The organism is Streptomyces sp. NPDC005070 (assembly GCF_053600395.1).
Genome location: NZ_JBSFZS010000166.1, coordinates 1 through 12890 on the forward strand (window position 1 = coordinate 1; position 12890 = coordinate 12890).

The 12890-nt window shown below is 70.8% G+C and carries 8 protein-coding genes and 1 pseudogene; 2 read left to right on the top strand and 7 right to left on the bottom strand.

The genetic code is table 11. The annotated features are described in order from the left end of the window. Positions 1-138: 138 nt before the first annotated feature. The 5 genes and pseudogenes from ACWEBX_RS33690 to ACWEBX_RS33710 all read right to left on the bottom strand — a co-directional run bounded on the left by ACWEBX_RS33690 (position 139) and on the right by ACWEBX_RS33710 (position 7426). Positions 139-1098, bottom strand: coding sequence for an ABC transporter substrate-binding protein (locus ACWEBX_RS33690; protein ID WP_451888564.1), 960 nt, complete (start codon positions 1096-1098; stop codon positions 139-141). 1 nt (position 1099) lies between these two features. After that, positions 1100-3049 carry an ABC transporter permease gene (locus ACWEBX_RS33695; protein ID WP_451888565.1) on the bottom strand — a complete coding sequence of 650 codons (1950 nt, stop codon included), beginning with the start codon at positions 3047-3049 and terminating at the stop codon, positions 1100-1102. Further along, positions 3049-4182, bottom strand: a pseudogene (locus ACWEBX_RS33700) (quaternary amine ABC transporter ATP-binding protein). The gene ACWEBX_RS33695 and the pseudogene ACWEBX_RS33700 overlap by 1 nt, the downstream one beginning before the upstream one ends. A 26-nt stretch (positions 4183-4208) precedes the next feature. After that, on the bottom strand, positions 4209-5741 hold the full coding sequence (locus tag ACWEBX_RS33705; protein ID WP_451888566.1) for a GMC family oxidoreductase: 1533 nt from the start codon (positions 5739-5741) through the stop codon (positions 4209-4211). Between the two features lie 173 nt (positions 5742-5914). Further along, a complete protein-coding gene (locus tag ACWEBX_RS33710; protein WP_451888567.1) occupies positions 5915-7426 on the bottom strand; it encodes an aldehyde dehydrogenase family protein in 1512 nt (503 codons plus the stop codon). A gap of 253 nt (positions 7427-7679) precedes the next feature. On the opposite strand from ACWEBX_RS33710, the gene ACWEBX_RS33715 reads away from it, so the two are divergent. Continuing rightward, positions 7680-8627 carry a bifunctional helix-turn-helix transcriptional regulator/GNAT family N-acetyltransferase gene (locus tag ACWEBX_RS33715; RefSeq protein ID WP_451888568.1) on the top strand — a complete coding sequence of 316 codons (948 nt, stop codon included), beginning with the start codon at positions 7680-7682 and terminating at the stop codon, positions 8625-8627. A 14-nt stretch (positions 8628-8641) separates the two neighbouring features. Here the strand turns inward: ACWEBX_RS33715 and ACWEBX_RS33720 are convergent, their stop codons facing one another. Continuing rightward, on the bottom strand, positions 8642-9658 hold the full coding sequence (locus tag ACWEBX_RS33720; RefSeq protein ID WP_451888569.1) for a hypothetical protein: 1017 nt from the start codon (positions 9656-9658) through the stop codon (positions 8642-8644). A gap of 222 nt (positions 9659-9880) precedes the next feature. On the opposite strand from ACWEBX_RS33720, the gene ACWEBX_RS33725 reads away from it, so the two are divergent. Continuing rightward, complete coding sequence (locus tag ACWEBX_RS33725) at positions 9881-11107, top strand: IS30 family transposase (protein ID WP_451888570.1); 1227 nt, start codon at positions 9881-9883, stop codon at positions 11105-11107. A 128-nt stretch (positions 11108-11235) separates the two neighbouring features. Here the strand turns inward: ACWEBX_RS33725 and ACWEBX_RS33730 are convergent, their stop codons facing one another. Beyond that, positions 11236-12225 (bottom strand): malate dehydrogenase, encoded by a 990-nt coding sequence (locus ACWEBX_RS33730; RefSeq protein WP_451888571.1) that lies wholly within the window; start codon positions 12223-12225, stop codon positions 11236-11238. Between the last annotated feature and the right edge of the window lie 665 nt (positions 12226-12890).

A 12890-nucleotide genomic window follows, 5' to 3' on the forward strand; every position in this document is an offset into this window, starting at 1 on the left:
GTGACGTTTGCTAGTACTAACCGCCCCCCGCCGCCTGTCGCTCAGCCGGGCCTCCGTGCTGCCGGGCGTCCGTGCTGCCGGGCCGTTGCTCAGCCGGGCCGCCGCGCCGTTGCTCAGCCGTATCGCCGGGTCACCGGCTCACGAGGGCAGCCACGACCGCCAGGTCGACCCGTGGCGCCCCACCCACTTCTTCGCCGCCGCCTCGGGCGTCAGCTTGTCATTGGCGATCATCAAGGAGACCTCGTTCTGGTCCTCGGTGGTCCACTTGAACCTCTTCAGGAAGGCGGCCGCCTTCCCTCCGGCCTTCGCGAAGTCGGCGTTCAGGTACTTCTTCAGCGGAGTGTGCGGGTAGGCGCAGGCGACCTTCGCCGCGTCGGCGTCACAGCCCTCCTTGTAGGCGGGCAGCTTCACCTCGGTCATGGGGACCTTCTCGAACAGCCACTGCGGGGAGTACCAGTACGTGAGGAAGGGCTTCCTCTCCTTCGCGAACTGCTTCATCTGCGTGATCTGCGCGGCCTCCGAACCGGCGAACACCACCTGGTAGTTCAGCTTCAGGTTGGTCACCAGCGCCTTGTCGTTGGTGACGTACGACGGTGAGCCGTCGAGGAGTTGGCCCTTGCCCCCGCTCTCGGGGGTGCGCAGCCGGTCGGCGTACTTGTCGAGGTTCTTCCAGTCCGTGACGTCCGGGTGCTGTTTCGCGAAGTACGTCGGGACGTACCAGCCGATGTGCCCGGTCACGCCCAGGTTCCCGCCGGGCGTGATCGTCTTCTTGTCCTCGACGTACCGCTTCTCCTGGTCGGGGTGGCCCCAGTCCTCCAGGATCGCGTCGACGCGGCCCTGGCTGAGCGCGTCCCAGGCGGGCACCTCGTCGACCTGGACGGTGTCGACGCGATAGCCCAGCTCGTGTTCGAGGAGGTACTGCGCCACGGCCACGTTGGACTGGGCGCCGACCCACGACTGCACGGACAGGGTCACCGTCTTCGCGCCCCGAGCGCCTGCGAAGGGCGAGGCCTGCTGGGTCATGTCGGCTGCGCCGCAGCCGGTGAGCAGCAGCAGGGCCGAGGCCCCGGCCACCGTGGATGTCGTACGAACCCGCATGTCAGGCTCCCTTCTTCGCGCGGCGCCCGGTCGGCTGGGTCACCCGGTCGAGCATCAGTCCGAGGCAGACGATCGCGGCGCCCGCGACCAGGCCGGTGGCCAGGTCGCCCTGGGCGAGGCCGAACACGACGTCGTAGCCGAGCGCGCCGCCGCCGACCAGACCGCCGATGATGACCACGGCGAGGACCAGGACGACACCCTGGTTGACGGCGAGCAGCAGCGCGGGCCGCGCCAACGGGAGCTGGACCTGGCGCAGTTGCTGCCCCGCGGTGGCCCCGAGGGAGCGGGCCGACTCCAGTGCGGCCGGGTCGACGGCGCGCAGCCCCTGGGTGGTGATGCGGACCACGGCGGGCAGCGCGTAGACGACCGCGGCGGCGACGGCGGGGGCGCGGCCGACGCCGAACAGCGCGACCACGGGGATGAGGTAGACGAACTGCGGCATGGTCTGGAAGACGTCGAGGACGGGCCGGAGCAGGCGCTCGAACCGTTCGCTGCGGGCGGCCGCGATCCCGGTGGCGAAGCCGATCACGAGGGTCACGGCGACCGCGGCCAGCACCTGGGAGAGCGTGTCCAGGGCCGGCTTCCATGCGCCGAGCACGCCGATCGCGGCCATGGCGAGGACGGCGGTCAGAGCGGTGCGCCAGGTGCCGATGAGCCAGGCCAGGGCGGCGACGGTCAGCAGCACGGCCCACCAGGGCAGCCACTGGAGTCCGTCCCGGAGAGGGTCGAGGACCCAGGTGGTGAAGTGGCCCGCCCAGTCGGCGGTGCCACCGATGTACGGGACGCCGGAGTAGAGGTGGCCGGTCATCCAGTCGACGGCGCTGTTCACCGGCTCGGCAAGATTCACGGCCCACGCGCCGGGCCATTCCGCCCGGCCCGTGAGGCGGCCGGCGAGCAGGACGGCGAGGACGGCGGAGGCGGCGAGCGCCACGTACAGCCGGGGGGTGTTCTCGCGGGGCGCTCCGAGCCGTTCGCCCGCCGCGGCCGTGACCCGGTCGAGGACGACCGCGAGGAGCACGATCGGGATGCCGGCGGCGAGTGCGGCGCCCACGTCCACGGAGGCGAGGGCCTGGTAGACGCGGTCACCGAGACCGCCGGCGCCGATCACGGAGGCGATGACGGCCATGGACAGCGCCATCATGATCGTCTGGTTGAGGCCGAGGAGGAGTTCCTTGCGGGCCAGCGGAAGGCGGGCGGTGAACAGCCGCTGGCGGGCCGTGGCGCCGAGCGAGGCGACGGCCTCCATGACGCCCTCGTCCGCGTCGCGCAGACCGAGCGCGGTGAGGCGGGCCATGGGCGGGGCGGCGTAGACGACGGTGGCGAGCACGGCCGCGGGAACACCGATCCCGAAGACCAGCACGACGGGCAGCAGATACGCGAACGCCGGGAGCACCTGCATGGTGTCGAGGACGGGGCGCAGTGCGCGGTGGGTGCGGTCGGAGAGCCCGGCGGCGAGGCCGAGCAGCAGGCCCAGGACGGCGGAGGCGAACACGGCGACCACCATGACCGCCAGCGTCTGCATGGTGGGCACCCACATGCCGAGCAGTCCGCAGACGAGGAAGGCCACGCCGGTGCCGACGGCCTGCCGCACTCCGGCGGCCCGCCAGGCCACGAGGGCGGCCAGGCCGGTCACTCCGGCCCAGCCGGCCGCGAGGAGCAGCAGATAGACGGCGCGCACGGACAGGACGACGGCGTTGCTGACGTAGCCGAAGAAGTACAGGAACAGCGGGTGGCTGTCCCGGTTGTCGATGATCCAGTCGCCGGCTCTGCCGAGCGGTCCGGTCAGGTCGACGGTCAGGGCGTGCGGCCAGGTGCCGCCGGACCAGCGGGCGACGGCGAGGGGAACGAACACCGCCGCGAGGACGGCGAGCAGCACGAGTTTGCCGACGGCGGGGTGCCGCAGGCGGGCGGGCAGGACGGTACGGGGAGCGGACGCGGTGACTGCGGCCATCACACCGCCTCCTTCCGCGGGCCGGCCCCGGCACGTGGGTCCGATCCGGCACTCCGGTCCGCTCCCGTACCCAGGTCCTCTCCGGCGACGACGGCGAGCAGCCGCTCGTGGTCGACGACACCGAGGCAGCGGCCGTCGTGGACGACGCAGGCGGCGCGGCCGCTACGGGCGACGGCCTTGATCGCGTCGGCGACCACCGTGTCGGGGGCGAGCGCGCCGGGGTGGTCCGGGCCGCCGCAGTCCCCGGCCCGCATGGCCGTGCGGACCGTCATGACCTGCTCGCGGGGCACGTCCCGGACGAACTCGCGGACGTAGTCGTCGGCCGGGGAGCCGACGATCTCCTCGGGGGTGCCGAGCTAGACGATCCGGCCGTCGCGCATCAGGGCGATGCGGTCGCCGAGGCGCAGGGCCTCGGTCAGGTCATGGGTGATGAAGACCATCGTGCGGCCCTCCTCGCGGTGCAGCCGGACGACCTCTTCCTGCATGTCGCGCCGGATCATCGGGTCGAGCGCGCTGAACGGCTCGTCGAAGAGCAGGACCTCGGGGTCGACGGCGAGCGCGCGGGCCAGCCCGACGCGCTGCTGCTGACCGCCGGACAGCTCGCCCGGCCTGCGCTGCTCCAGGCCCTCCAGACCGACCTTGGCGACGACCTCGGCGGCCTTCGCCCGGCGTTCCTCGCGCGGGACGCCCTGGATCTCAAGACCGTAGGCGACGTTGTCGAGGACCGTCCGGTGCGGCAGCAGGCCGAAGTGCTGGAAGACCATGGCGGCGCGGTGGCGGCGCAGTTCGCGCAGCCGTCCCTTGTCCATGGCGAGGACGTCCTCGCCGTCGATCGCGAGGCTGCCCGAGGTGGGTTCGATCAGCCGGGTGAGACAGCGCACCAGGGTGGACTTGCCCGAACCGGACAGGCCCATGACGACGAAGACCTCACCCTTGCGCACATCGAAGCCGACGTCTCGGACGGCGGCGGTGCAGCCGGTGGCGGCAGCCAGCTCGGCGGCGTCGAGGGAGGCGAGTTCGGGGTCGCCGGGGACGCGGTCGGCCTTCGGGCCGAACACCTTCCACAGGCCGCGTACGGAGAAGACGGGGCCGGCCGTGTCGGTCGCGCTCGGGGCGCCGTCAGGCTCGTTCATCGTGCTCGGGGTACCGGTGGACGTGTTCATCGCGCGTCACCCCCGATGAGGTCGGCGGCCTTCTCGCCGACCATGAGCACCCCGACCATGGGGTTCACGGCGGGCATGGCCGGGAACACGGAGGCGTCGGCGACACGGATGCCGTCGAGGCCGCGGACGCGCAGTTCGGGGTCCACCACGGCGAGTTCGTCCAGGAGGCCGCCCATCCGGCAGGTGCCCGCCGGGTGATACACGGTGTGCGCGACCTGGCGTGCGTACGCGCTCAGTTCCTCGTCGCCGGTGACGTCGGGTCCCGGGCACACCTCGCGCTTGAGCCAGCCGGCGAGCGGCTCGGCCGCGGCGATCTCGCGGGCGATCCTGATGCCGTCGACGAGGGTACGGCCGTCGTAGTCGTCCTCGTCCGTGAAGTACCGGAAGTCCAGGGCGGGTTTGACGGTCGGGTCGGCGCTGGTGAGGTAGAGACGGCCGCGGCTGCGCGGCTTGGGGATGTTGGGGGTCATCGAGACGCCGTGCGCGGGCCGTTCGTAGCCGATGCGCTCCGGGTTGTCGGTGAAGGGGATCTGGTAGAAGTGGAACATCAGGTCGGGGCCCGGCTGTTCGGGGTCGCGGCGAACGAACAGGCCCGCGTCGGAGTCCATCGCCGAGTTCTCCGGGATCGGCCCGTTCGTCTCCCAGACGATCACCGACTCGGGGTGGTCGAGCAGGTTCTCGCCGACGCCCGGCAGATCGTGCACGACGGGGATGTCCAGCTCCTCCAGGTCACCGGCGGCCCCGATGCCGGAGTGCAGCAGCAGCCGCGGCGAGTCGACGGCGCCCGCGCACAGCAGGACCTCGTGGCGCGCGCGGACGAGGACGTCCTCGTCGTCCTTCGTGCGGACGTGCACGCCCGTGACGCGCTTCCCGTCCAGTTCCAGCTTGTACGCCCATGTCTCCAGCAGGAGCGTCAGGTTGGGCCGCTCGTCCATCACGGGGTGCAGGTACGCCACCGACGCGCTCGACCGCTTGTTGTCCTCCGGGTGGTAGGCGAGGTCGAAGAAGCCGACGCCCTCGGTGAACGGCTGCCGATTGAAGCCCTCGACCAGCGGCACGCCGAGGGCGGAGCGGGCGGCGTCCACGAAGTCCCGCGCGATGGCGTTCCGGTCCTTCGCGTCGACCGGGACGATGTTGTTCAGGAGCCGCGTGTAGTACGCCTCCATCGGCGCCGCGCCCCAGCCCTTGGCGCCGGCCGCCTCCCACTCGTCCCAGTCGGACGGCAGCGGCTTGAACGCGATCAGCGTGTTGTGCGACGAACACCCGCCGAGCACGCGGGCGCGGCTGTGCCGGATGTGCGAGTTGCCGCGCGGCTGTTCGGTGGTCGGGTAGTCGTAGTCGAGCTCCCCGCCGAGCAGGCCCATCCAGCGGCGCAGGGTGAGGACGTCGTCACGTCCTACGTCGCTGGGGCCGCCCTCGATGACGGCGACGCTGACATCCGGGTTCTCGGTGAGGCGGGACGCGATCACGGAGCCCGCCGTGCCGCCGCCGATGACGACGTAGTCGTACGTGTTCTCGTGCTGGGACATGAAGGGGTGCTCCCAAGTGCTGTGAAGGTGACGGACGCCGGAGCCCGACGCGCGAACCGACGGACCGACGAACGGGCCGACCGGCCGATGCCTGATGCCTGCCTGCTGCCTGCTGGCTGCTGGCTGCTGGCTGCTGGCTGCTGGCTGCTGGCTGCTGCCGGAGTCAGCCGGAGTCAGCCGGCGAACCAACGGACCGGAGTCGGCGCGAGGTTCTGGTAGACGTGCTTGGTCTCGCGGTACTCGGCGAGCCCGGCCGGGCCGAGTTCGCGCCCGACGCCGCTCTTGCCGAAGCCGCCCCACTCCGCCTGCGGGAGGTAGGGATGGAAGTCGTTGATCCAGACGGTGCCGTGGCGCAGCCGCCCCGCGACACGGCGGGCGCGGCCGGTGTCGGCGGTCCAGACGGCGCCCGCGAGGCCGTACTCGGTGTCGTTGGCGAGCGCGACGGCCTCGTCCTCGGTGGTGAACGTCTCCACGGTCAGGACGGGCCCGAAGACCTCCTCGCGGACGACCCGCATCCCGCGGTGGCACTGGTCGAGCACGGTCGGCTCGTAGAAGAAGCCGCCGGCGGGCCGGACCTCGGACGGCTCGGGCCGCTTGCCCCCGGACCGCAGCACGGCGCCCTCGGCCAGCGCGGAGGCGACGTACGCCTCGGTCTTCTCGCGCTGCTGCGCGGAGACGAGCGGGCCGCACTCGACACCTTCCTCGGTGCCGCGCCCGAGCCGGATCGCACCGGCCCTGCGGGCGAGTTCGGCGACGAAGCGCTCGCGCAGCGACTCCTCGACGATGAGCCGGGAGCCGGCCGAGCACACCTGGCCACTGTGGATGAAGGCGGCGTTGAGGGCCTGGTCGACGGCGGTGTCGAAGCCCTCCTCGGTGGCACAGGCGTCGGCGAAGACGACGTTGGGGTTCTTGCCGCCGAGTTCGAGGGCGACCTTCTTGACCGTGTCGGCGGCGGCGCGCGCCACCTTCGTACCGCTGACCAGCCCGCCGGTGAAGGAGACGAGGTCGACGTCGGGGTGCTCGGCGAGGCGGGCGCCGACGGTGTGACCGGGACCGGTGACGAGTCCCGCGACACCGTCGGGGAGGCCGGCCTCGGCCAGCAGCCGGAGCAGGGCGACGGTCGTCAGAGGGGTGATCTCGCTCGGCTTGACCACGAAGGTGTTACCGGCGGCGAGAGCCGGGGCGATCTTCCAACTGGCCTGCAGCAACGGATAGTTCCAGGGCGCGATCAGCGCGCACACGCCTACGGGCTCGTGCACGACGACGCTGTGGATGCCGGACGACCCGGCGTCCACCACGCGCCCGCCGCCCTCCCCCACCACGAGGTCGGCGAAGTAGCGGAAGGCGTCGGCGACACAGTCGATGTCGATGCGCCCTTCCTCCACCGTCTTGCCCGCGTCCCGGCTTTCGAGCAGGCCGAGTTCCTCGCGGTCGCGGACGAGGAGGTCGGCGACGCGGCGCAGCAGGGCCGCGCGCTCGGTGACGGGGGTGTGCGGCCAGGGCCCCTCGTCGAAGGCGCTGCGCGCGGCGGCGACCGCGAGGTCCGCGTCTTTCTCGTCACCTTCCGCGACCACGGCGAACGGCTCGGCATCGGCGGGGTCGAGAATCTCGCGCGTCGCGCCGGAGAGCGCCGCGCGCCACGCGCCGCCCACATGGATGGTCTGTTCTGCCTGCTGTCCTGCCATGGTCGGTGTTGCCTTCCGTTCCTGTTCGATCCCCCTGTGTCACGCGGGTGTCGCCCCCGTGAGCTGTGAGCACCTGCCCGTCGACCCCGGCCACATGCGCAATCGGTCACCGGAAGTGCGCCGGGTCACTGAAAAACCCAACGAAAAGGGACAAGCAGGGCGACGGGCGGCGATGGACAGCCCCTTTCCCTTTGACTAAAGTCAAATAAAACAGAGCACGATTCGACGGAGCCGGACAGAGAGCCGAAGCAGGATGGAACCAGTGCCGACGGACGAAGATCGGAAGGTCCCCGTGCGGGCGGAGCAGGTGACGGCGCTGCGGCGGTTCAACCGCTACTTCACGCGGCGCATCGGAGCCCTCGACGACCACTACCTCGGCCAGGACCGCCCGCTCGGCGAGGCCCGACTGCTGTTCGAGATCGGTCCGTCGGGAGCCTCCCTGCGCGAACTGCGGGCCCGACTGGGCCTGGACGCCGGGTACTTGAGCCGGATGGTGCGGGCCCTGGAGCGGCAGGGCCTCGTCCGGGTGAGCGTCCATCCCGGTGACAGCAGACTGCGCGTCGCCGACCTCACGTCCGCCGGTCAGGCCGAGATCAAGGAACAGAACCGGCTGGCCGACGCGCTCGCCGCGGGACTCCTCGGCGGTCTCGACGCCCGGCGGCGGGCGGAACTGACCAAGGCCCTGGACACGGCGCACCGGCTGCTCCGGCTCGCCGCGATCACCGTCGAGACGGTCGACGGCGCCTCCCCCGACGCCCGCGCCTGCCTCGACGCGTACGCGGCCGACATCGACGCACGGTTCCCCGAGGGCTTCGACCCCGCCGCCCTCGTCCACCCCGACGAGGTGTCGGGCGACGAGGGCGCCTTCCTCGTGGCCTACGAGGAGGGCCGCCCCGTGGGCTGCGGCGCGCTGCGCCGTCTCGGTCCCCGGGAGGGCGAGATCCGGCATGTGTGGGTGGACCCCGGGGCCCGTCGGCTCGGTCTCGGACGCCGCCTCCTCGACGGGCTCGAACAGCGGGCCGCGGAGCGCGGGTTCACCGTCGTACGACTCGACACGCACGCCGCGCTCGTCGAGGCCCAGGAGATGTACCGGGCGTGCGGATACATCGAGATCCCGCGCTACGACGACAACGTGTACGCGGCGCACTGGTTCGAGAAACGACTCCGCGGCGCGAGCGTGCGGCAACCGCCCCCGCGTTAGGGGCGGTTACGGCCTCAGGCGCCGTTCGCGCAGGTGAACCCGGTGGGACAGAAGGAGTTCACCGCCGTCGTGAGCTGCTCGGTCATGTCCGTGCCCGGCGGCGAGTACACGATGATGGCGTACGGCGTGCCGTCGGCGGCCTGGAAACGATGATCGACGGTCTGCGTCGCCCCGTACTGCTTGCTGTCGTAGCGGTAACTGAACTCCGTCCAGTCGGTGCCGGTCTGCCGGTCCAGGTACTGGTAGCCCCGGAACCCCTCCGCGATGGACTGGGCCTGCGCCGAGGACTCCGTCACGGAGGCCTCCTTGACCTGGAACACCATGAGCCTGCGACTGCCGCCGGGTGCCGTGTAGGTGACGACGGGCGCCAGCTTGCCCTGTGCCTCGTCGCGCGCCCAGCCGTTCGGCACGTCCACGGTGTAGCCGAGCGGATCGACCGACCGGCTGTACCCGGGGGCCGGCGCCGGTGCGGTCGTCACGGCCGGGGCGGTGTACGTGCCCTCCCCGCCCGAGCTGTTCGAGGTGCCCGGGGTCACGCCGGGCTGCGACGGCGTGACGCTGACCGAGGGACCGGAAGAGCGCGCCTCCGGATGCTTTGCCGAGTCGCCCCGGGTCACCGCCCACAGTCCGCCGCCCACACCGCCCGCCAGGACGGCCACGGCCACGATGACCAGAAGGAGCCGTCGCGCGTCACCGGAGCCGCCCGGCCGGCCACCACCCGGAGGCGGCACGACGCCGCCCGGCCAGGTCGGCGGCTGTGACTGCTGGTGCGACCAGGCCGCTTGGGCCTGCTGCTGGGAGTGGGCCCATTGCTGTTGCTGCGGCGGCTGGGGTGGCTGCGGCGGCGCGGAGCCCGCGGGCGGAAAGGAATCGGGCCTCATCGGACCCGCCTGAGTCGCCGCCGCCCACCACTGCTGGTCCCCGGCCGGCGGCGCCCCGCCGGCGTCCACGCCGTCCTGAACCCCACCGTTCGTCGGACCCGTACCGTCGTCGACCCACTGCCGACGCTCCGCGTCCCATCGCTGCGCCATCCCGCCACCCCCCGCTCCGTAACGACGATAGTGAGGATTCCGCCATCAGCACCCACTTTTATGGCGACAAAGCACATACGTTCGCTACGTACTTTCCGTACGCTCAACGCCCTCCACATGACGACGGGCACCGCACGAGGCCCCGCCCCCGAACACAGCGATGCCCGGGCGGTGATGCTTGGGTTCCAGTAGTCGTTGCAACACCCCAGCTCAAGGGGTGCGATGGACTTCGAGATCCGTAAGGACAGAAGCCCGGGGGGCGGTCGTCGCCTGGCTCGTGAGCGGGAGGTATATCTCCAGCTCATGAGTCAGGGCTACGGCAACGCGGAAGCGTGCAGAATCGTCGTCAACTGTCGGACCGGCAGGCGATGGCACAACGGGTACCACTCGCCGACCTTCGGCAAGCCGAAGCCGCCGATCACGGCCGGCTCTCCGGCTACCGGCCCCTCCCGCTATCTCCGGGAAGCAGACCGCATCCACATCGCCGACCGGCTGCGGGAGAAGGCGTCCATCCGGCAGATAGCCGCCGAGCTGGGCCGCAGCCCCTCCACCATCAGCAGGGAGATACGGCGCAACGGTGCGCTCTGGCGCGGCAAGGACTGGGTCTACCGGCCGCACGTCGCACACCGACGGGCGGAGGAGCGCCGTCCACGGCCCAAGACAGGAAAGATCGGCCGGAACTCCGAGCTGCGGGACTCCATCCAGCACTACCTCTCCCTGCGCTGGAGCCCGGAACAGATCTGCCAGGCTCTGCGGACCGCCTTCCCCGACCGGCCGGAGATGCACGTGGTCCACGAGACGATCTACCAGGCCCTCTACGTCCAGGGCCGCGGAGAACTCCGTCGCGAACTGGCCAAAGCCCTGCGGACAGGCCGCACGATGCGCCGGCCGCACCGCCAGTCCTACAAGCGCAGGCCCCGCAACATCCCGGACAAAGTGATGATCAGCGAACGGCCCGCCGAGGCCGCCGACCGCGCCGTCCCCGGCCACTGGGAGGGTGACCTCATCATCGGCAAGGACCACAAGTCGGCCATCGCCACACTCGTCGAGCGCAGCACCCGCTATGTGATGCTCGCCCATCTCCCCGACGGCTACTCCGCCGCCAGCACGCGGGACGCGCTGGTCCAGACCGTGCAGACGCTCCCGCCGCATCTACTCAGGTCCCTGACTTGGGACCAAGGGTCTGAGATGTCCCGGCACAAGGAGTTCACCATCTCCACGGACATCCCCGTCTTCTTCTGCGATCCCGGCAGTCCCTGGCAGCGCGGCTCGAACGAGAACACGAACGGCCTGCTGAGGCAGTACTTCCCCAGCGGCACCGACCTCTCCCGCCACAACCGCGAGCACTTGGATGCCGTTGCCGCCGAGCTGAACAACAGGCCACGCAAAACGCTCGGCTGGGAAACCCCAGCCGAGCGCCTCGCTAAGCTCCCGGCGACAGCCAGTTGATCACTCGTGTTGCAACGACTCCTGGAATTCGCCATGAACCACCCGGGCAAAGCCGCGCACTACGTCGCATCAGATCGGTCGGATCAGACCGCTCCGGATCAGACCGTTCGGGATCAGACCGTTCGGGATCAGATCAGGCCGAGGGAGCGAACGGCCTCGCGCTCCTCCTCGAGCTCCTTGACGGAGGCGTCGATGCGACCGCGGGAGAACTCGTTGATGTCCAGGCCCTGGACGATCTCGTACTGACCGTCCTTCGTGGTGACGGGGAAGGAGGAGATGAGGCCCTCCGGCACACCGTACGAACCGTCGGACGGGATACCCATGGAGGTCCAGTCACCCTCGGCGGTGCCGTTGACCCAGGTGTAGACGTGGTCGATGGCGGCGTTGGCGGCCGAGGCGGCCGAGGACGCGCCACGGGCCTCGATGATCGCCGCACCACGCTTGGCGACGGTCGGGATGAACTCCTCCGCCAGCCACTTCTCGTCGTTGACGACCTCAGCGGCGTTCTTGCCGGCGACCGACGCGTGGAAGATGTCGGGGTACTGGGTGGCGGAGTGGTTGCCCCAGATGGTCAGACGCTTGATGTCGGCGACCGTGGTGCCCGTCTTCTTCGCGAGCTGCGTCAGCGCGCGGTTGTGGTCCAGACGGGTCATGGCGGTGAAGCGCTCGGCGGGTACGTCCGGAGCGGCGGCCTGGGCGATCAGCGCGTTGGTGTTCGCAGGGTTGCCGACGACCAGGATCTTGACGTCGTCCGCGGCGTTGTCGTTGATCGCCTTGCCCTGCGGCTTGAAGATGCCACCGTTGGCCGAGAGCAGGTCGCCGCGCTCCATGCCCTTGGTACGGGGGCGGGCGCCGACGAGCAGACCGACGTTGGTGCCGTCGAAGGCGACGTTCGGGTCGTCCGTGATGTCGATGCCCTGAAGAAGCGGGAAGGCGCAGTCGTCGAGCTCCATCGCGGTGCCCTCGGCGGCCTTCAGCGCCGGCGTGATCTCCAGGAGGCGCAGCTTGACCGGCACGTCCGCGCCGAGCAACTGGCCGGAGGCGATGCGGAAGAGCAGGGCGTAACCGATCTGGCCGGCCGCGCCGGTGACGGTGACGTTCACGGGAGTGCGAGTCATGGCGTTCTCCGTATGACAGCAGGCGGTGGGGCGTCCCTGCCCCGGGTGCAGGATCGTCCCCTGCAACCACCGCAATGATCGATCAAAGATCCCGATGATCGATCTCTCGGCGTCAAGAGAGATCCGCCGTCAGGCTATCGCGCATCCGGGACGCCGGACGTCAGGGTGCGTGTGGCCCACCCCACAGATGCGTCACGGATCCCCCGGGCAGGCGGTCGCCGGGTTCGGGAGAGGGTGAACTCGGCGACCGCCAAAGGGGGTACCAGGTGCTCCGGGAAGGGATCTCCCCCCTTCCCGACAGCTCCGGATCCCGTGGGGGTACGGTCCGCCTGCCCCCTCAGAACCATCTCAATCCCCCAAACCCAAAGTTTTCTCCGGCCCTCCACAGCCTCTTTTCGCCCCCTCCGCCCCTACCCGTCCCACCCCGGGGGCTCCACTCCAGACCCCGCTCCTCAAACGCCGGACGGGCTGAACTTCTCCCCGGCCGGGGATGAATGTGCCCCGTCCGGGTTTTCCTGGACGCGGCGGCCACCACCACGACGCACCCGCAGCCGGGATCCGGCGCGAGGGGCCGTGCCGGTACATCGATGCCCGTCGCCACCGACGCCCACCCCTCACCCAACGGCGACGGGCTGATGCACCGCCACGGCCCCGACCCACCCACC